The sequence below is a fragment of the Cohnella faecalis genome (genome assembly GCF_003570905.1).
GTDB lineage: Bacteria > Bacillota > Bacilli > Paenibacillales > Paenibacillaceae > Cohnella > Cohnella faecalis.
The window spans coordinates 1,052,688-1,072,455 of record NZ_QXJM01000039.1 but is presented as its reverse complement, the minus strand read 5'-3'; the positions used below and the strand labels follow the sequence as shown (position 1 = coordinate 1,072,455).

General features: G+C 55.0%; 16 protein-coding genes. All 16 read right to left on the bottom strand.

Features of this window, described 5'->3' with window-relative positions; translation table 11 throughout:
* Nucleotides 1-142: 142 nt before the first annotated feature.
* Complete coding sequence (locus D3H35_RS17825) at nt 143-1,837, bottom strand: methyl-accepting chemotaxis protein (protein WP_119150582.1); 1,695 nt, start codon at nt 1,835-1,837, stop codon at nt 143-145.
* A gap of 126 nt (nt 1,838-1,963) precedes the next feature.
* On the bottom strand, nt 1,964-2,977 hold the full coding sequence (gene mglC, locus D3H35_RS17820) for a galactose/methyl galactoside ABC transporter permease MglC (RefSeq protein ID WP_119150581.1): 1,014 nt from the start codon (nt 2,975-2,977) through the stop codon (nt 1,964-1,966).
* A 14-nt stretch (nt 2,978-2,991) separates the two neighbouring features.
* Nucleotides 2,992-4,506: a sugar ABC transporter ATP-binding protein gene (locus D3H35_RS17815; protein ID WP_199728537.1), complete on the bottom strand. Its 1,515-nt coding sequence runs from the start codon at nt 4,504-4,506 to the stop codon at nt 2,992-2,994.
* A 97-nt stretch (nt 4,507-4,603) separates the two neighbouring features.
* Nucleotides 4,604-5,647: a galactose ABC transporter substrate-binding protein gene (locus D3H35_RS17810; RefSeq protein ID WP_119150579.1), complete on the bottom strand. Its 1,044-nt coding sequence runs from the start codon at nt 5,645-5,647 to the stop codon at nt 4,604-4,606.
* Between the two features lie 124 nt (nt 5,648-5,771).
* Nucleotides 5,772-6,749: a substrate-binding domain-containing protein gene (locus D3H35_RS17805; protein ID WP_119150578.1), complete on the bottom strand. Its 978-nt coding sequence runs from the start codon at nt 6,747-6,749 to the stop codon at nt 5,772-5,774.
* Entirely contained in the window at nt 6,746-8,515 is a 1,770-nt protein-coding gene (locus D3H35_RS17800) for a sensor histidine kinase (RefSeq protein WP_233567980.1), read from the bottom strand. The genes D3H35_RS17805 and D3H35_RS17800 overlap by 4 nt, the downstream gene beginning before the upstream one ends.
* Nucleotides 8,512-10,188, bottom strand: coding sequence for a response regulator transcription factor (locus D3H35_RS17795; RefSeq protein WP_119150577.1), 1,677 nt, complete (start codon nt 10,186-10,188; stop codon nt 8,512-8,514). The genes D3H35_RS17800 and D3H35_RS17795 overlap by 4 nt, the downstream gene beginning before the upstream one ends.
* A 1,491-nt stretch (nt 10,189-11,679) precedes the next feature.
* The gene (locus tag D3H35_RS17780) at nt 11,680-12,603 is read right to left on the bottom strand and encodes an ABC transporter ATP-binding protein (RefSeq protein WP_119150574.1); all 924 of its coding nucleotides are present in this window, start codon (nt 12,601-12,603) and stop codon (nt 11,680-11,682) included.
* Between the two features lie 3 nt (nt 12,604-12,606).
* Nucleotides 12,607-14,457 carry an ABC transporter permease gene (locus D3H35_RS17775; protein WP_119150573.1) on the bottom strand — a complete coding sequence of 617 codons (1,851 nt, stop codon included), beginning with the start codon at nt 14,455-14,457 and terminating at the stop codon, nt 12,607-12,609.
* Nucleotides 14,409-15,506, bottom strand: coding sequence for a hypothetical protein (locus D3H35_RS17770; RefSeq protein ID WP_119150572.1), 1,098 nt, complete (start codon nt 15,504-15,506; stop codon nt 14,409-14,411). Before D3H35_RS17770 ends, D3H35_RS17775 begins: the two co-directional genes overlap by 49 nt.
* A gap of 84 nt (nt 15,507-15,590) precedes the next feature.
* On the bottom strand, nt 15,591-15,827 hold the full coding sequence (locus tag D3H35_RS17765) for an efflux RND transporter periplasmic adaptor subunit (RefSeq protein ID WP_147355876.1): 237 nt from the start codon (nt 15,825-15,827) through the stop codon (nt 15,591-15,593).
* The gene (locus D3H35_RS17760; protein ID WP_158594162.1) at nt 15,815-16,615 is read right to left on the bottom strand and encodes an efflux RND transporter periplasmic adaptor subunit; all 801 of its coding nucleotides are present in this window, start codon (nt 16,613-16,615) and stop codon (nt 15,815-15,817) included. Before D3H35_RS17760 ends, D3H35_RS17765 begins: the two co-directional genes overlap by 13 nt.
* Complete coding sequence (locus tag D3H35_RS17755) at nt 16,599-17,291, bottom strand: ABC transporter ATP-binding protein (RefSeq protein WP_119150569.1); 693 nt, start codon at nt 17,289-17,291, stop codon at nt 16,599-16,601. The genes D3H35_RS17760 and D3H35_RS17755 overlap by 17 nt, the downstream gene beginning before the upstream one ends.
* On the bottom strand, nt 17,288-18,301 hold the full coding sequence (locus D3H35_RS17750; RefSeq protein WP_267901422.1) for a LacI family DNA-binding transcriptional regulator: 1,014 nt from the start codon (nt 18,299-18,301) through the stop codon (nt 17,288-17,290). The genes D3H35_RS17755 and D3H35_RS17750 overlap by 4 nt, the downstream gene beginning before the upstream one ends.
* 132 nt (nt 18,302-18,433) lie before the next feature.
* Complete coding sequence (locus D3H35_RS33600) at nt 18,434-18,982, bottom strand: extracellular solute-binding protein (protein WP_158594161.1); 549 nt, start codon at nt 18,980-18,982, stop codon at nt 18,434-18,436.
* Nucleotides 18,979-19,758, bottom strand: coding sequence for an ABC transporter substrate-binding protein (locus tag D3H35_RS33595; protein ID WP_158594160.1), 780 nt, complete (start codon nt 19,756-19,758; stop codon nt 18,979-18,981). The genes D3H35_RS33600 and D3H35_RS33595 overlap by 4 nt, the downstream gene beginning before the upstream one ends.
* Between the last annotated feature and the right edge of the window lie 10 nt (nt 19,759-19,768).

The following is a 19,768-nucleotide window of genomic DNA, read 5'->3' as shown; positions in this document are numbered from 1 at the left end:
ATTTATTTGTCGTTTAAAGTCGAATATAAAAAATATTTTTCTATATAATATTTTTTATATGTAATATTATCCAAATAAAGCGTTTTACATATAAAAGGAGCGCTCCCGGCGGGACCGCTCCTCTTTGCATCCGCTTGCTAAACTAAACCCGAAACCCCGCTATCCCTTCCTTAAGCCGCTCCGCCTCGCGGGAGAGCTGAACGGTCGAGGCGATCATTTCCTCCATCGCCGCGTACTGCTCCTGCGTGCCGGCGGACGCTTCTTGCGCTCCGACGGCGATTTGTCCGGCGGAGGCGAGAACGGTAGCCAGCTCGCGGGAAGCGGCGCGCGAACGGGCGGCCATCTCGGACGATCGGCCAGCCATCGCTCCCGCTTGGACGGCGACGTCGCGCACCGCTTCGTCGATGCGGAGAAAAGCTCCCTCGGTTCCTTGGACGATGGCCATTCCGCCCGATACGTCGCGTCTGCCCGCTTCCATCGCCTCCGATACGTCCCCCATGTCCGAGCGGATTCCGTGCAGCATGGCCGATATTTCCGCAGCGGCGTTCGCCGTTCCCGCCGCAAGCTTGCGCACCTCTTCCGCTACGACGGCGAAGCCTCGGCCTTGGACGCCCGCCCTCGCCGCTTCAATAGAAGCGTTAAGCGCCAGTATGTTCGTCTGACGGGCGATAATCGAAATGATGTCGACCGTGTTGTCGATCTCATTCGATTTCGCGTCTAACCGTTCGATCAGCGAAGCCAGCGTTTCCATCCCGCTCCTAATCGATTCCATCTGCGCGAGCGCTTGGCCGACCGACGATTTCCCGGCTTCCGCCGCCGCTTGAGCGCTGGCCGACCGGTCGTTCACCTTAACGGCGGAAGCTTCCATCTCTTCGGCGGAAGCCGCCAGTCTTCGCAGCTCCTCTTCCCCGGCAGCCGCCAGCCGCGTCTGCTCGTCCATGCTGGCCGCAATTTGCTCGATAGCAGCCGACACTCTTTCCGACAATCCGCCGATCTGCTCGCTGTTCGCCCGCAATTGCCCAGACGCGTCGGCCACTTGACCGGCATTGTCGCCGGCTCGCCTTATGAGCTCTCGCAAATTTGCCTTCATTCCGTTGAACGAAGCGGCCAGCCCAGCCAACTCGTCCCTCCCCCGAAATGCAAGATCGCCGTCAGTCAAATCGCCCGCAGCGATTCGTTCAGCGGCAACCGAGAGCCGTCTGATCGGCCGAACAATAATTCGCGACAACGCCCATCCGACCGCGAGCGCCAGCGCTATCGCAACTGCGCTCGACCCGAGCAGCATCCGCTTGGTCAGAGTCACGCGGCCGGCATTGTCCGATTCGGCTCGCTCCTTGAATGCCCGTTCGTTCTCGCGTATGGCAGCTGCCGCTCCGCTAAGCTCGTCGGAAGTCGGAACCGCCCACATGAGCGCCTCCGTCCTGGCCAAGTCGGCCTTCCCTTCGTTAACATAGCCCGTTACCTTATCGGCAAGTCTTGCGAAAGTCGCGTTCGACTCCTTCATTTTGTCCGTCAATTGCCGCGATTGTTCGTCCAGTCCCGCATCTGAAAGCGCCGCAATTTCGACGTTCAACGCTTCCCACGCAGCTCTCAATTCCTTCTCCAATTGCTGGGAGGGAGCCGTCAAATAGCGGAACAGAACCCCCTTCTGCCGCTCCGTCAACGTCTCGATGCCAAAGACGCGATCCGATACGGTCGCCTCTCTCGCGAGCACTTCCCGATACGAATCGTTCACGCGCTGCAAATACAAGTAGGACAATCCGCTTGCGGCAGCGACGGTAAAAGCAATAGCCAAAAAGGCGGCGATCATCTTGCGGCTTACGTTCATCTCCGTCATTCCTCTCCGACAGCCCGGCTGCCTGCCATTCCCGACCCGCTCCGAAGTGCGGGACGATCAAAAGCGGCCGACCTGCGCCGACCGCTTTTTTCTATGCGAGTCAATCTAAGCTGAACGTACGATCGCTTACTTTTTAGCCAAATATTTGCGAATGTCGATCGCGACAGCGACGACGATGATCAAACCTTTAATGACGAGCTGGTAGTTCGGGTTGACGCCGATGAAGGTAAGCCCGTAGTTGATAACGCCGAAAATCATGACGCCCGCCATAACGCCGGGAACCGTTCCGATGCCGCCGGCCGTCGATACGCCGCCGACGACGCACGCCGCGATCGCATCGAGCTCGTACATGTTGCCGTAGTTATTGGAAGCGCCGCCCGATTTGGCTGCTTCGAGCACGCCTGCAAGACCGTACAATGCGCCCGCGAACGAATAGATCATAATCAGGTTGCGCGAGACGTTAATGCCGGATACATGCGCCGCTTGAACGTTGCCGCCGATGGCGTACATGTTTTTGCCGAGCCGCGTCTTGTTGAAGATGACCCAGCAGATAAGCGCTACGATGATCGCAATGATAACCAGATAGTGCAGCTTGAACGGCCCGAGCTCGATGGAACCGGTGCCTAGCTTCGTGAAGCCTGCGCGCAGACCGCCGATCGGTTGGGAATTGTTAGGCGGCATATCGAAGTACAGCGAGTTGGCGCCGTAGACGATAACCATCGTGCCGAGTGTCGCGATGAACGGCGGAACGTTCAGCTTCGAGACGACAAGGCCGTTAATCAAGCCGACAATGAGGCCGACCGCAATAGCGAGCAAAACAGGAACGAAAATCGGCAGCTCGCCAATATTCGGAAAAAACTTCTGCGGATAATCGGCCATTTGCAGCATCGAAGCGGATATAACGGCCGACAGCCCGACGACGCGGCCCGCGGACAAGTCCGTCCCGCCTGTAATAAGGATGAATGCGGCTCCGAGAGCGATAATCGCCTTTGTTGAATTCTGATAGAGAATGTTCTGAAGCGAGCCTAGCGACAGAAAGTTCGTATCGTACAGCGCGATCCCTGCAATAAGGAGCACGAGAACGATGTAGATGGCGTATTGCGTCAGGAACAGGTTTATTTTTTTGGCGCTTGCGTTCATGGTGATCCCCCTCTTTAGGCCGAATGCTGGGCGGCCAGCCGCATGATTTCTTCTTCCGTCGCGGTTTTGCCGTCCACGATGCCGGTTAGTCTGCCTTCGCACATGACCATGATCCGATCGGACATGCCAAGCAGCTCGGGCATTTCCGACGAAATCATAATGATGCTTTTGCCTTGCTTGGCCAAATCGGCGATGATCGAGTAGATTTCGAACTTGGCGCCGACATCGATTCCGCGCGTCGGTTCGTCGAGGAGCAAAATGTCGGGATCGGTGAGCAGCCAGCGCGACAGCAGCACCTTCTGCTGGTTGCCTCCCGATAAATAACGAATTTGCGTGTTGACGGAAGGCGTCTTCGTGCTCAATCTTCTGACACCTTCCTCGGAAACTTCCCGGCGGGAACGATTATTCAGAAATCCGAACTTCTCGTAATTTTTCTGACTTGCGATTACCGTATTTTCAAGCACCGACAGGACGGGAAAAATGCCGGTGACGCGACGTTCTTCGGTCAGGAGTGCGATTTTGTTGCGGATGGCGTCGATCGGCTTGCGAATTTTGATCGGCTGGCCGCGAAGCGACAGTTGACCGGACTCCACGGAGCGAAGGCCGAACAGCGCTTCGATCAGCTCGGTCCGCTGCGCGCCTACGAGGCCGCCCACGCCGAGAATTTCGCCTTTTCGCAGCTCGAACGATACGTTCTTGAACGAATTTCGGTACGGAGAGGTCAGCCCCTCCACCTTCAGCAGCGAGTCTCCCGGTACATTCGTCCGCTCGGGATAACGCTCCGTCAAATCGCGGCCGACCATCTTCGAGATGATCAAATCCGTGGTCAATTCGGCCGCCGGCCAAGTGCCTATTTTCCGGCCGTCCCTCATGATCGTAACGTCGTCGGAAATTCGCAATATTTCTTCCATTTTGTGAGAAATGTAAATAATGGACACGCCGCGCTTCTTCAAGTCGTCGATAATCCGGAACAGCTGCTCGACCTCGTTGCCCGTAAGCGATGACGTCGGCTCATCCATAATGATGACTTTGGCGTTATAGGATACCGCCTTGGCGATTTCGAGCGATTGCACCTTCGAGACCGACAGGCGTCCGACCATTTCGTGCGGATCGATATCCATCCCAAGCTCCTGGAACAGCTTCTCGGTGTCGCGGAACATCTTTTTGCCGTCGATAAATTTCAGCACGCCGAAGTTATGAAGCGGAAAACGGCCCAGCCAAATGTTCTCCATCACATTTCTCCGGGGAACCGGGTGAAGCTCTTGATGAATCATGGCGATGCCGCTGCCGAGCGCCGCCTTCGAATTCGCGAGAACGAGCTTCTCTCCGTTCATGCGGATTTCACCTTCGTCAGGCGTATAGATTCCGAACAGGCATTTCATGAGCGTCGATTTGCCGGCGCCATTCTCACCCATTAACGCATGCACCGTTCCCGGACGCACATTCAGGGTGACGTTGTCCAGCGCTTTAACACCGGGAAACGACTTGGCAATGCCGTCCATCTCGAGCAAATAGGTAGATTTAGTCACTGGTTTCACGCTCCTAACCATGTAAAAGGGTATAAGAAAAGCGGGGGGCGGCGCGCCAACAGCTGCGCAGCTTCCTCCCCGCTTCATTCCCGTTTTTTTATTTTGCGTCGTTCATGTTGTCTTTCGTAATTTTCTTGTACGCGATCCAGACGTACTTGCCGTCCGTGATGTCGTAGCCCGTGTTGTCCTTCGAAGGCGTCTCGCCTTTGGATAGAACGTTCGCAAGCTCGAATGTCGCTTTGCCCTGATTTTTGGCGTCGTTCAGAACCGTTCCGAGCAGCGTGCCGTCGGACAGCGCTTGAAGAGCTGGAGCCGTCGCGTCTACGCCGACGACCGGAAGGAACTTGCCGTCTTTGAAGTAGCCTGCCGCTTTCAGCGCTTCGATAGCGCCGAGAGCCATGTCGTCGTTGTTGGCGAGAACGGCTTCGATTTTCGAACCGTGCGCCGACAGGAACGTCTGCATTTTGTCCTGCGCTTTTACGCGATCCCACATAGCGGTATCTTCCGCCAGCTTCTCAACCTTGATGCCAGCATCTTCGATGGCCTTGATGGAAAATTTCGTGCGAAGCTCGGCGTCTTGGTGGCCCGGCTCGCCTTTCAGCATGATGTATTGGAGAACGCCGTCTTTGTTGGTGTCCATCTCAGGATGCGCTTTCCAATACTCGGCGAGCAGCTCGCCTTCCATCGTGCCGGATTGCTCGGCTTTCGCGCCGACGTAGTATACTTTGTCCCATTTCTTCATATCGTCCGCGCTAGGCTCGCGATTCAGGAAGACGACAGGAATGTCGGCGTCCTTCGCCTTGTCGATAATGACGCCTGCCGCCGTGCGGTCGACCGGGTTGATCGCCATAGCTCCGTACTTTTTGGATACGAACAGATCGACCTTGTCGTTCTGAGTCGGCTGCGAGTTCTGGCTGTCGACGATGTCGAGAGTCGCTTTGCCGCTCGCCGCGCCTTCGATCGCCGCGCGTACGCCGGACATGAACGTGTCATCGAATTTGTAGATGGCTACGCCGATTTTGCTGTTACCTTTGTCGCCGCCGGCCGACTCGCTCGCTTTGTCGTCCGATTTGCCGCATGCGGCCAGAGCCGTAACTGCGAGCGCCCCCACTACCACAAGCGGAATCCATTTCTTTTTCATTACGTGGCCCTCCCAAAACTTCTTTGTTTGATTGCTACGAGCTTATTATCTATCATTCCGCCTCCGATTCGAATTCAAAATTCTCCTCTGTTCTATCGAAATCCTCATCACCTTCAAAATGCAGCTATTGCACGAAAGGAAACAGCATCTTCTGATTGTCCGACCAGAACATGCTCTCCGCGTCGATCACCTTTGTCTCCGTCACCGTGCGCTTTGCGACCTTCTCGCGATTAATCGCATCGACAGCCGTCTTCACGCCCAAATAGCCCATGCTGAACGGATTTTGGATGACGGTCGCCTGAATGACGCCTTCCTGAAGCCATTCGAGCTCCTCCGGCGAGTTGTCGAACGCAACGAGCTTGACCTTGCCTTGCCTATTCATGGCCTCGATCTCACTCGCCGCTTCCGCGGAAGCGGCGGCGTTCAACGCAAGAATGCCGTCAAGCTGCCCTTGCCGCATCAACAGCTCCTCGGTCTTTTTCTTGCACGAGCCTTTTTCCGAGCCGCAATAAACCGTCTCCTCGATCTTAATGCCGGGAGTCGCAGCCCATTCGTCCCGTATGCCTTTCTCGCGCTGGGCGGAATTCCGATCGCCGCTCGAATGGCCGATGATGACGAAGCTTCCTTTGGCGCCGGCCACCTCGCTCATCTTGCGGGCGGCCTGTCTGCCGGCTTCGTAATTGTCGATTCCGATGAAGCTGCGAACCTTCGGAGAGTCGACCTCCGATTCGATCGCTATTACGGATGCTCCCTTGCGGTCCGCCGCCTCGACCGCTTTTGCCAGCTTGACATAGTCTTCCGATGCCAGCACGATGGCATTCGCGCCGTATGCTACGTACTTCTCTACTAACGCCGATTGTTCGGAAGCGTCCGTCTCGCTGTCGGTTCCGTCGAACATCAAGTTCACATTGAATTCCTTGGCTGCCGCTTCCGCGCCCATCTTGACCGTCTTCCAGAACTCGCCCGACCGATCTTTGACGATTAACGCTACGTTGGTCTGCCTTTCCGGAGCGGTACGGATTTCTCCTTTGCGGGAGCATCCGTTCAGCAAGCCAGCCATTAGTACCAGCGAGACAAGCATGCAAGCTCCAATCCGCATCATGACCTCATCTCCTCCTTCAGGCAAGGAAGCCAAATATCGACGGTCGTTCCCTCTTCGCGTTCGCTCTCGATGCGCAAGCCGTATTCCTCGCCAAAATGGAGCCGAATCCGCTCATGCACGTTGCGCAAGCCGATTCCCGACCCTTCCGAAACTTTGCCTCCGGCGTCCTGAGCGAGAAGGCTCGCGAGCTTGTTCTGCGCCATCCCGATTCCGTCGTCTCTAACCCTCATGCGAAGCTTGCCGTCAACGATAGATGCGGTGATGAAAATATGGCCGTCGTCCGCCCCCGGCTCGATGCCGTGGTAAATCGCATTCTCGACAATCGGCTGCAGAACAAGCTTCATCGTCCGGCACTCTAGCGCTTCCTCTTCGGCTTCGATGGTGTAATCGAATTTATTTTTGTAGCGCATGCTCTGAATGATGAGGTAGTTCCGAATATGCTCAAGCTCGTCCGCAACCGGAATAATGTGCTGGCCTCTGGACAAGCTGATCCGGAAAAATTTGGACAAGGAAGTAATCATTCGGATCACTTCGTCGGTCTTGCCCGTTCCCGCCAGCCGTACGACGGAATTGAGCGTGTTGTACAGGAAGTGCGGGTGAATTTGCGATTGCAGCACTTCGAGCTCGCTCTTTCGCTTCGCTTCCTGCTCCTGGATGTTCTGGCCCATAAGCTCCCGGATCCGGGTCACCATAAGGTTGAACCTTCTCGACAGCCTGCCGACCTCGTCGTCGCGCCGGATCGGAATCGTAATGTCGAAGTTGCCGCGCTCGACGAGCTGCATCGACTTCTCCAGCCTCTTGATCGGCTGCGATATTTTCGCCGACATATACCACGTAATGAGCAAGACGAAAATCATGACCGCCCCCAGCAGCCAGCCGAGGAAGCTCGTAATTTCCTTGCGTGTCGTGACGATTTCGTCCATATAGGAAACGCCGACGATTTTCCAGCCTACGTTGCCGACGGTTTGGATCGTGATGAGGCGATCGACGCCGGTCGAATTGTCGAAGAAGCTGCCGAACGAGAAGCTAAGCGCCTGCTCGACGTTCTCATACTTCAATCCGGCGTAAATGAGCTGTTGCTGGGGATGGTAAATGATATTCCCCGCAGACTCGTCGATGATGTAAGCATAGCCTTTTTGCCCCAGCTTTACGCTGCGGGATAAATCATCGATCCGTTTGAAGTTGGCGTCCACGAGAAGAACCGCATTTTTCTCCACGCCGTCGATATTCAGCTTGATCCCTTTGCTCATCGACACGACCCACTTGTATCTGTCTTTGAACAAATTCTGAACGTGGGGAACGGAAAAGCTCAGGTGGTTGGGATTCTCGACTGCGGAACGAAACCAGCTCTGGCTCGTCAGATGGGTGTTCGTCCGCATATCCGCGGCAGGCAGCGCCCCAAGACGCTCCCCGTCCTCCGTGAATACCGCGACCGTGACGAGATCCTCGCGCGTGCTGAATATCGTGTCGAGCTGCTCGGTCAGCTTCAAGCCCTGGAACTCGCCGTCCGCATTCTGAATTTTGCTTTCAATCGCATTGAAGGTTATCGTCAAGCTGCGGATGTAGCTGTCGAGATTGATAGCCACTTGATAAATGACTTGCTGATTGGCAAGAGAAGTGTTGTTTTCCGCCGTTTGGTTGAACTTGTCATAGAGAACTGCGCTTACGAAAAAAACGACGAGAACGGTCATAACGGTGAACGATACGGCGATCAGAAATTGAATGCTCTTGAATCGATAGAGCCGAAACCGCAGCAGCTTTCTCACGTCGCCGATTCTCCTTCCGCCCGGCTGCGATATTCCTTAGGCGACTGTCCAACATGCTTCTTGAAGCTGAAGCTGAAGTAATTCGGGTCCGAGTAGCCGACCTTCTCGGCGATTTCGAACGTCTTCAGGTCGGTGGAAAGCAGCAGCTCCTTGGCCGTTTCCATTCGGATGTGCAGCAGGTAGCCCATGTAGGTCATTTTCGTTTCCTTCTTGAAAATGCTGCTGAAATAGCCCGAGCTAATATGGAGGTGGGCGCACACTTTGGCGATGTTGATCTCGCTGTCGGAATAGTTCGCCTTCGTATATTGCCGCGCCTCCTCCACCAGCGAGCGATAAGCGGTCTGGCGTACGATCGCGATACGCCCCATCATAGCCGCGCACGTGGAGACGACCCAAGCCCGCGCTTCGAGCAGGCTTCCGAACTGCGTCAGCTCCTTGAGCGGATTCATTCCTCCGTCGAACGGTCCGCCTGCGCCGTTGTCCGTATCCTGAGCCGCTTTGAGCATCGTCGTCGCGAGCTGGAGAAGGAACACCTGGGCGTCGAGGATGGATATAGGCTGCACCGCGCTAATGTAAGGAGCGAAAAGCTGTTCGACAATCGCTTCCATCTCGGCGGCATTGCCGACTTTCAGGCATCGAAGAAGCGATTGCTCCTGCAGCTCGTCGTAGCGGACGGGAGCGGAATGGCGCGTCTCCACATCCTCGATGGAGATGACGCGATTGTTGCCGAGCAGCAGACGGTAGTCGAGGGCGGCGATGGCGTCGTCATAGACGTATTTGAGTTCCGTTAGCTTGGCGGTCGCGGCTCCAATGCCGATCGTAACGGACAGCTTCAAGAACTTCTCTACGCTTTGGCGGATCTCCTCGAGCAATGAGAGCGCTTGGCTGCGCACGAGATTGCCGTCGTTCTCCGAGGAGACGCCCAGAACGACGACACGATCATTGTGCTGGAACACGCAGCCCGCTTGGACGCGGTCGACAATCTCTTCGGCGATGTTGCGAACGGCGAAGCTTTGCAGCTCGAAATCGGGAGACTCGCGGAGCGATCTGCCGGCGGAAGGCTCGGCGCCGGAGGAAGCGTTGCCGCTTGCGGCATTATTGGCCTTGTCCAGATGGAGCACGGATACGGTGTAGTGGCTGCCTTGCAGGACAAGACCGTAGTGATCCGTCTTTTCGGCAATGTCCCGCTCGCTCAGATTGCGGGTTACGAGCGTTCCAAGGAATATCTCTCGCAGCAGCGGGAGACTCCTCCGGTAATGGCCTTGAAGCGTATCGATATTCTCGCGTTCCGCCATCTCGGCATCCAGCCTGAGCTTGACCTTGTGCAGCGACTGGAGCAGCTCCCCGGCGGAAAACGGCTTCAGCACGAACTCCTCGACCTGAAGATGTATCGCTTTGCGAGCGTACTCGAATTCGTCGAAGCCGGTAAGGATAATGATTTTCGTAGCCGGATAGGAAGCTCGCAGCCGCTCGGACAGCTGCAGCCCGTCCATGAACGGCATCCGGATATCGGTGACGACGACGTCGGGCTCCCATATCTCGGTCATCTCCAGAGCTTCGCGGCCGTTCTCGGCTACGTCGACAATCTCGAACCCGTTCGCCTCCCATTCGATTTCGCGAAGCACGCCCTCCCGAACGTCAGCTTCATCGTCCACCAGCAGCAGCTTGTACATAACCTGTATCTCCCCGATAAGGATATTGTTGTTATAGCATTCGCCTAAAGCATAACAGAAAACCTATCGGATGGGATATCCGGGAGGTTTTCTGTTGGGCGGTTCAACCCCGCCAATCGCCGAAAGAATGGTACCTCGTACCGCTGTTGAGCGCTCGCCCCCGCCAATCGCCGAAAGAATGGTACCTCGTACCACTGTTGAGCGTTCGTCCCCGCCATTCGCTGAAAGAATGGTACCTCGTGCCACTGTTGCGCGCTCGCCCCCGCCAATCGCTGAAAGAATGGTACCTCGTACCACTGTTGCGCGCCCGTCCCCGCCAATCGCCGAAAGAATGGTACCTCGTACCACTGTTGAGCGTTCGACCCCGCCAATCGCCGAAAGAATGGTACCTCGTACCACTGTTGCGCGCTCGCCCCCGCCAATCGCCGAAAGAATGGTACCTCGTACCACTGTTGCGCGCCCGTCCCCGCCAATCGCTGAAAGAATGGTACCTCGTACCACTGTTGCGCGCTCGACCCCGCCAATCGCCGAAAGAATGGTACCTCGTCCCACTGTTGCGCGCCCGTCCCCGCCAATCGCCGAAAGAATGGTACCTCGTACCACTGTTGAGCGCTCGCCCCCGCCAATCGCCGAAAGAATGGTACCTCGTACCACTGTTGCGCGCCCGTCCCCGCCAATCGCCGAAAGAATGGTACCTCGTACCACTGTTGCGCGCTCGCCCCCGCCAATCGCCGAAAGAATGGTACCTCGTACCACTGTTGCGCGCTCGACCCCGCCAATCGCCGAAAGAATGGTACCTCGTACCACTGTTGCGCGCTCGTCCCCGCCAATCGCCGAAAGAATGGTACCTCGTACCACTGTTGCGCGCTCGTCCCCGCCAATCACCGAAAGAATGGTACCTCGTACCACTGTTGCGCGCCCGTCCCCGCCATTCGCTGAAAGAATGGTACCTCGTGCCACTGTTGCGCGCTCGTCCCCGCCATTCGCTGAAAGAATGGTACCTCGTGCCACTGTTGCGCGCTCGTCCCCGCCAATCGCTGAAAGAATGGTACCTCGTACCACTGTTGCGCGCCCGTCCCCGCCAATCGCCGAAAGAATGGTACCTCGTACCACTGTTGCGCGCTCGACCCCGCCAATCGCCGAAAGAATGGTACCTCGTATCACTGTTGCGCGCTCGACCCCGCCAATCGCCGAAAGAATGGTACCTCGTGCCACTGTTGCGCGCTCGACCCCGCCAATCGCTGAAAGAATGGTACCTCGTACCACTGTTGCGCGCCCGTCCCCGCCAATCGCCAAAAGAATGGTACCTCGTACCACTGTTGCGCGCTCGACCCCGCCAATCGCCGAAAGAACGGTACCTCGTACCACTGTTGCACCTCCGCCCCGCGCCAATCGCCAAATGTGCAGGAGCTCCTCCCATAGCTAGGCATCCCGCAGCGCAAAAAAGCCGCCGCAAGGGATCGATTCCCTTGCGACGGCCATAACTGCTCCTTACGAAGCTTCCTCCGAATTGTCCGGATCGACGGACTTCTTCGGCGCTCCCGGCGATGTCAGCAATATTTTGCCGTCCGCCAGCTCCAGCTTCACCTTGTTCGAATCCTTGACTCCTATCGACTCCAAATATGCGGCTGGAACCTGCAGGCGCCCGGCCTTATCGAGAATCGCATATTCGACGTGCGAATCCTCTTCTTCGGCCGCGATTCCGCGTTCCAGTTCTTCAAGCTCCTCCGCATACGACTTGCGCCGCAGCATCTCGGAGGAAATCTTGCCGTCGCGGATAGCGACGACGCGGTCCACCTTCTTGGCCAGCAGAGGATCGTGAGTAACGATGACGATCGTAATACCGATCGTCCGGTTCAGCTCTCGGAACAGATCCAACACTTGATCGGCCATTCGGGAATCGAGCGATCCCGTCGGCTCGTCAGCCAGCAGCAGCTTCGGCTCGTTCGCGAGCGCAATAGCGATCGCCACGCGTTGCTGTTCGCCTCCGGATAGCTGGTGCAGCTTGTTGTTTTTGCGATGGGTAAGACCGACCGCCTCCAGCAGCTCGAGCGCCCGCATCCTTTTGCGGCGGCCTTGCAGCAAAATCGGCAGCTCTACGTTCTCCAGCGCCGTCAAATACGGAATCAGGTTGCGCGCGTTATTTTGCCAGACGAATCCGACACTCTCGCGCTTGTAGCTTACCAAATCCCGCTCCGACATTTTCAGCATATTTTTGCCGTTGACCGTCAAGGAGCCCGCAGTGGGACGATCCAATCCGCCCAGCATATTAAGCAGCGTCGATTTTCCGCTTCCGCTGTTGCCGATTATCGCCATCAGCTCGCCCGCTTCTACGTTCATATCGAGTCCTTGCAGGGCGAACACTTCCAAGTCGGCCGCCTTGTAAATTTTGACCAAGCCTTCGCATTGAATCATCGGTTAGTCCTCCCCCAGCTTCAGCGCTTGGTGTATACGAATTCGAGAGAGCATGTAACCGAGAATGCCGAGACCGAGCAGCAGCATAATGCCGACGATGATGTACAACCTCACAAAATCAATCTGAGCGAACACGACGCGGAACGGCGGCACAAGCGTGCTAGGGTTGAAGGCGATTTGAAAGTTGGGCACGAAAAGCCGGCCGGTCACGTTGCCGACGATAGCGCCGATCATAATCGCCACCCCCGACGTCAGAAGCTGCTCCAGCGCCAACATTCCGAGCAGTTGCCTTAACGATAGCCCGATCGCCCGCATAATGCCGTTCTGAAGCGTTCTTCCCTTTAACGACAGCATCCAGTAGAGAAGGAAGCCGAAGAACGTAATAATGATGGAAATAAGGAAGCCAAGCGTCAAAATGCCGTTGAGGGCCATTAGGAACGGATCTCTCTTCGCAAGCACCAAATTTTCTTTGGAATTGACGATATCGATTACGCTTAATTTCGATTTCTCAATTCCTTCGTACAGTTGCGTAGTCGAAAAACCGGGCTTCATTTTCAACCATACTTGGTAAGGCTCCAACGCAAGCTGCATCTGGATTCTCGATAAGTGCCCGACGATCAGCATCGGTTTGCCATCTTTCGCATTGGGATCGGCGGCGCTCACGGAGCCGAGAGGCGGATTCGGATTAAACGTCGGAAAATAATCGACGATGCCGTATACGACGAACGGCTTCTCGTTAACTTCGTTCCAGCCAACCAAAATCGTATCTCCTTGCTTCACCTTCATCGTATCCGCAAGCGTACGGGAAATAAGAACGGCGCGCGGATCGGCCGCCATCAAATTCATATACTCGTACAACGGATAACCGTTCAAATAGTCTTTGAACCACGAAGTCATGCCGAAATCATACGTGTCGATTCCGATAAGCTTGGCGAAGCCTTTCGATTCCCCGGCGGTAAACGTCGCGGAATCGTTAACAAACACTTTTGCCGCTTCCTCGACTCCCGGGAGATTCCGGTAAGGATCGAACGGAGGCTCCAGGTAGTGAATGATTTTTATGGCGGAAGCCGTCTCCGTCGTTTTGGTCTGGGCGAACGCCATCGTAGGACCCGATGAAGCAGAAATCGGTGTCGCGTCGCTCTGCCACACCGAGTTCAAGGAAATATCGGCGCCAGCCGCGTAGCGGATTCTCTCTTCGATGTTGTTGTTAATCGTCCGTGCCGCGCCGGCGCTGAACACTCCCGTCGCGATCGTAATGATCAGGAAGACCATCAGAAACTGATACTGGGCAATGGATCGCCCAACTTGAATAAGCGTTGCATACCAAGCCGGAGCCCACCATTTTCGTCCGATATAATAGATTAGACTTAGCAGATAAGGGTATAGCCGGAGCAGCAGCAAGCCGGAGCCGACTATGAACAACGCCGGAATGACAAACTGAAGCGAACCGATCTGCAAATCGTCCGCGTTAAGACCTAGCGAAGTTACGTCTTTCAGCCGCGAACGGAACTCATACAATCCGTAAATGGACACGCCGAGCAATAGAACGTCCAAAAACATTTTGTGCCATAGCGGCGTTTTCGTCATTCTAGCCAATTGCTGCTTATGCCCAACGATGGACGTTCGTGTCGCGAGCAATACAGGGATAAGCATCATTCCGAACGAAACGGCGGCGGCTATTCCTCCGTATGCATAAGCTTTGGAATTCAAATGTACATTCATGCTCGATCGCTGAACGAATTCGAGGAAGCCGTTCGACGTCCCCAGAGCCTGGGCGAGAGCCATGCCGAGAAACGGACCGATCGCTAACGCCGCTCCGCTAATAATAAGGCCTTCGACAGCGAACGCCAGCACGATTTGCCATCTGGCAGCCCCCGGCTTCTCAGCACAGCGATTTCATTCTTCTGCCGATCCACGATCAGATTGGACACCATGAACATATAAAAGCCAAGCATAATAAGTACGGGGACGTTCAGAGACCACATCAGCTTATATAGGTGCTCCGACCGCTCGAAGTAGGTCTCTATCGTCTTCATTGCGGGAACCCAGTAATCAAGCTGGTACTCTTGAACCATCGACTTCGCCTTATCTTGAATAAGCTTGTCGGTGTTTATAAAGTTATCGATTGTACTCAATTCCATTTTGGAATAATCAAGCACGAAAAACCAACTGCTAGCTAAAATCGGCGCTTTGCCGCCTGCCAAGAACTCCTTATCGAACAGCTTGTCATTAACGACGAAGGCTCTGCTGACGTTGGACAAATCCGGCGCTCGGAAGTACAGATCGTCGTCTTGTTTTTTTTCAAAGACGCCGACAGGCTTGATTTTGAAATGCAGATTCAACTTGTCGTCATCCAGCTTTATGACTTGGCCGAGAACAAAGTTGTATTCGATCAACGCCTTCTGCGTCACCATCACCTCGTAGACACCGTCAACGGGCTGATCGGAAGCGAGGCGGCCGTCCTTCAACTTGATGTGATCGTTTAATCCGCTCATCGCCATGAGAGTGGTCGTTGGTTTCTTTTCTCCGACTTCCACCGGCTTCCCCTCTATTTCGAGCTCGAACGCTTTCGTCTGATATTCCGTGGTCAGTTCCTTCACGGGAATAGCAAAGCCCGGTGCCGCTTCTTCCTTCATGAACCGGTTCAATTCGGCAATGACTTGGCGTCTCTTCTCCGGCTTCTCGACTACAAATCCAAGCTTCGTGTAATGAATGGCGGGGTATTGCTTGGAGGCGGTTTGCTGCTCCTCCAAATCTTTCACCAGCATCCGGGACAAAATCGCTTCGGAATAGATAGGCATCGTGCTGACAAGCGCGACGGACATGAGCATGCCCAAAAACAAACTGATGACGAGCCACTTGTTCTGCGCCATCTTGCGGATAATCATAACGAATAAGGCCACTGAAAAGCCTCCCTGACACGCTTGAAAGCGGAATTCTGTCGGACGCTGCTCCGCGGATGGCTCCGCGTATGCGACCGCAGTCTGTTACTGCAGTACGACAATCTGGCCTTCTTCCAGCCCTTTCGATATTTCCACTTCCGTCGATCCCGTAATTCCGATTTCGACATCGATTTCGCGCAGCTTGCTGCCGTCTTCCAGCACGCGGACGAAATCGCGCCCTAAATAGCTTCGAAGTCCGCTGCGCGGAATTTTGATCGCATTATCCCGCTTTTCGGTAATGATGCGGACGTTCGCAAGCGTTCCGATTGTCACGCCCTCCATATTGCCGGAACTTCTATGTACATCGTGTTGGCGTATTTGGCAGCCAAAACTTTATTTTGCGTCACTGGGGCGGACGAAGGAGTTTGAACAACCTTCCCTTTCAGCTTTGTACTTTTAATCGTTATTTCCGCTTCGCTTCCTATAGCTACATTCGTATAATTTTCGCTGCTCGTGTCCAAAGAAAGCGACAATCGAAGCTTGCTTGGATCCGCCACCACGACGAGTTTCTGGTACGCTTCTACGAAATCTCCTTCTTTGAGACTCTCCGCGAACACAACTTCCCCATCGATATTAGCCTTGATCGACTTGCCGTCGAACAGCTTTTTGAGCCGATCGTATTTGAGCTGCTCAATCTCCCGCTGCAAGCCGGCGAGTCTCCTCGCTTCTTCGTCCGCCGGATCGGTATGGGAGAAAGCATACTTAGCCCGCTCCAGCGTAAGCTGCTGCTCCTTCAGCTGAATGTCCATTCCGTCGAGAATAAGCTGAACGAGCACATCGCCCTTTTTCACCGTATCTCCGGGTTTTACGTATATTTTATCGATTCGGCCGCCTTGACCGGCGAACTCGGCGACATCCGTAGAGAGCGATTCCAAAGCGCCGTTTCCTTTGATTTCCTTCGTAATGGTTCCCTTCTCAGCTTTAACGGTCCGGTAGTTTTCCTGAGCCGGCTTGACCAACGGTGGCTTAAGCGCCTCTTCCTCATTAGGAAGCAGCGAGCAGCCGGACAACGCGGTTCCGAGCATGAGAGCAGCCGTCAGGACGGCGATCGATTTAACGTTGCGCGACAATTTGTCCATCCTCCAGTTCGTAGACTTGATCGACAATTTCCATTATGGCGGGATCGTGCGTTGTGAGGACTACCGAAATGCCTTGCTGCTGCACCAGATCCCTGAAAATTTTAATAATGTGAAGGCCTGTGCGGCTATCCAGCTCAGCGGTCGGTTCATCGGCCATAATAAGCTTGGGCTTATGGGCGATTGCGCGCGCGATGGCCGTTCTCTGCTGCTCGCCTCCCGACATTTCGAAAGGGCGATGATGCATACGGGGCTTGAGCCCGACCTGGTCGAGCGCTGCTTCCGCGGCACGCTGCCGGTCCTTGGCGGGATAATCCGCGATTCTAAGCACGAACTCTACATTCTCGTAAGCGGACATGAGAGGAATGAGGGCAAACGATTGGAAAATAAGGCCCATTCGAGTCCGCCGGATTTGATCCCGTTCCCGGTCGGACAACCCGGTCATGTCCCGTCCGTCGAATTCGATAGTTCCCTCTGTCGGCCGGTCCAGAGCCCCGAGCAAGTTAATGAGAGTCGTCTTGCCCGAGCCGGAACGGCCCTTGAAGGCGATCAGCTTGCCGGAAGGAATCGACAAGTCTATTCCTTTGAGCACGGTAACGGCGCCGCTGCCTCTGCCGAAGGTCCGGATAACGCCGGATGCGCGGATAATGTTTTGCGATGCTTCTGTCATGTGTCACCCTCCGAATGAGCTTTCGTGAGTACAGCAACGGATTTTCTCTCCAATAAGACGGGAGGATACCGTTCGCTCGTGCCGCTCCGCCCTTGCTGGAGCTCCATCAGTCTTAGCACCACATCGGAGCTGACATGGTCGCTAGCATGCCGGATTGTCGTCAGCGGCGGATTCAAGTACGCGGTATACGGATCTCCGTCGTATCCCAAGACGGAAATATCGCCGGGTACGGATAGACCCAGCTCGGCCAGCCTCATGATCGCCCCAGTGGCCATCCGGTCGTTGGAGCTGAAGATTGCCGTCACCTCCGCGCCGCTATTCCGAAGCTCCTCCGCCGCTCTTACGCCACTCTCCCAGGAGAAATCGCCTTGCAGCACGCGAACGCTGTCCTGGCTTACTCCTCCTTCGCGAAGCGCCTCGCAAAAGCCGTCCCATCTCTCCAGGCTGACTCGGGCTTTCGGAGGACCGTTAATGTACGCGAAGCACCGGTGGCCTTGGGATAGCAAATAGCGGCCTGCGATTCTCCCTCCTTCCCTATCGTCGGAGACGATTGCGGAGCAATGAGGACCGATAACGCTTTCAAAGTTAACGAACGGAACGCCCAGCTTGAGCGCCTCCTCGATAAGAGGATGTCCCTGCCCGAACGGCGATAGGATGATGCAGCCTTCAAGGCTCCGGGAACCAACGCATTCCGTTAACCGATTCTCGGGATAATCTTCGTAAGGGATCGCGAAAATGAGGCTGTCCTTGCCGAATTTATGAAGCTCCAGCTGCAGCATATCGTAAAAGTTAAGCAAATATTCGGAATGTACGCCGCCTCGAAAGACGGGAGCGAAAATGCCGATCAATCCGCTGCCCTTGCCTACAAGCTGCTTCGCCCCCATATTGGGCACGTAGCCGACTGCTTTGGCCGTCTCGATCACCAGAGCTTTCGTAGAGGCTCTGACTCCGTATACTCCGTTCAACGCCCGGGAAACCGTGCTGGCCGAAAGATTCAGCCTCCGAGCGATTTCCTTGATCCCGGCTTCTCCGGCAGCGCTCTTATCGGGATGTTCGATCGACGATCCCCTCTCTCTATCTATTTTGCAAACGTTTGCGAAAGCTAATTTTTAATTTAGACTATAATACATATTATGTCAATGTTAACTTCCTTCGGCAGTCGATCCTGCTGTCTCCTGCTCGTTCTTCAATCGTATCAATTGTTGATCGAGTTCTAACGCAAGCTCTTTCATTTTTTGCGGAATGTCCTCATCCGAGACGGTAAGAAGGTTTAGGAACTGGGCGGCGAGCACTTCCGACCACGCCTGTCTGAAAAGCGGATTGTTATCGATCGAAGGCTTGACCGCATAATTCAATTCCTCCAGATAGACGCTCTTGGCCGGGTCCTTCGCTTGACCGATCGCTTCGCTGACCGCTTTGCTCGTTGCCAAATACATGTCGGCAAGCTTTGAAGAATCTTCATTGCCGCTTAGAGAGAGATACTCGATGAATTTCCACGCCGCGTCCGGATGCTTGCTTTTGGCCGATATTCCGTAGCCGTCAAAAAACACAGGGTTTGTTCGATTGCCGCCTTCAAAATGAGGAATGGGAGCCACCCCTAGTTTGTCGCTGTTTTCCCCCATAAAAGTCGGCATACGAAAGCCCATGCTGCCGATCATCATACCGATTTTTTTACCGTTGAACTCGCTCATGAGGTCCATTCTGTTTTTCGGGACTTCGAAGCGTCATCGCTGCCTTTCCGGTAAGTTTCGTTCATCCATCGCAGAGCCTTGATCGCTTCGGGGCTGTCCAAATAACCGACGGCCGTCTCTCCATCCGGCGACAGCAGCCCTTGTCCGGCGCTTCCCGCTAGTAAATCCAGTGCTTCGATATCGTAAGGCAGCAAGGAACCTCCGTCCTTGTTTATTTTTTCCGCAATGTCCTGGAACTGCTCCCACGTCCATTCGCCTTGCGGATATGTCAAGTTCGCCGCGTCGAACGTTTCTTTGTTGTACATCACGATGCTCGGATATGCCGCGTAGGGCAATGCGAGAAGCTTCCCGTCGATCGACGCCAAATCGAGAACCCGCTCTGGAATATCCAGAGCTTTCTTGTCCGACACCCTTCTCAAATCAAACAACAAATTTTCTTGCCCGGCTACCTGAACCTGACTGACGGGGAACCCGATGATGTCCGGCGCTTTGTCGCTTCTAAGCAGCTTGAATATATCTTGTTCGGTTACCATCGTCGTTCCTGCCGGCATATAGTCAACGACGACCTTAATGTCGGAATTCAATTCGTTAAAATGAGCGACGGCATTCAGCAGCACTTTCACATAAGGGTCGTCATTGGCCGTCTCTGGGAACAAGGATTGGAAATGAACCTCCGCAGGCTCGGTGCGGCTCCGTTTTTTCGTCTCTGTGCAAGCGGTCATAATCATAACGGAGGCCAGCAATGCGGCCGTCGGCGCTAAAATGAGTCTTTTCAACCTTTTCCCG

What these genes read in the sequence shown, in the direction of transcription:
- D3H35_RS17825 (WP_119150582.1), bottom strand. Translation starts at nt 1,837, where the DNA reads ATGACGGAGATGAACGTAAGCCGCAAGATGATCGCCGCCTTTTTGGCT.
- mglC (WP_119150581.1), bottom strand. Translation starts at nt 2,977, where the DNA reads ATGAACGCAAGCGCCAAAAAAATAAACCTGTTCCTGACGCAATACGCC.
- D3H35_RS17810 (WP_119150579.1), bottom strand. Translation starts at nt 5,647, where the DNA reads ATGAAAAAGAAATGGATTCCGCTTGTGGTAGTGGGGGCGCTCGCAGTT.
- D3H35_RS17805 (WP_119150578.1), bottom strand. Translation starts at nt 6,749, where the DNA reads ATGATGCGGATTGGAGCTTGCATGCTTGTCTCGCTGGTACTAATGGCT.
- D3H35_RS17795 (WP_119150577.1), bottom strand. Translation starts at nt 10,188, where the DNA reads ATGTACAAGCTGCTGCTGGTGGACGATGAAGCTGACGTTCGGGAGGGC.
- D3H35_RS17780 (WP_119150574.1), bottom strand. Translation starts at nt 12,603, where the DNA reads ATGATTCAATGCGAAGGCTTGGTCAAAATTTACAAGGCGGCCGACTTG.
- D3H35_RS17765 (WP_147355876.1), bottom strand. Translation starts at nt 15,827, where the DNA reads ATGGAGGGCGTGACAATCGGAACGCTTGCGAACGTCCGCATCATTACC.
- D3H35_RS17755 (WP_119150569.1), bottom strand. Translation starts at nt 17,291, where the DNA reads ATGACAGAAGCATCGCAAAACATTATCCGCGCATCCGGCGTTATCCGG.
- D3H35_RS33600 (WP_158594161.1), bottom strand. Translation starts at nt 18,982, where the DNA reads ATGAGCGAGTTCAACGGTAAAAAAATCGGTATGATGATCGGCAGCATG.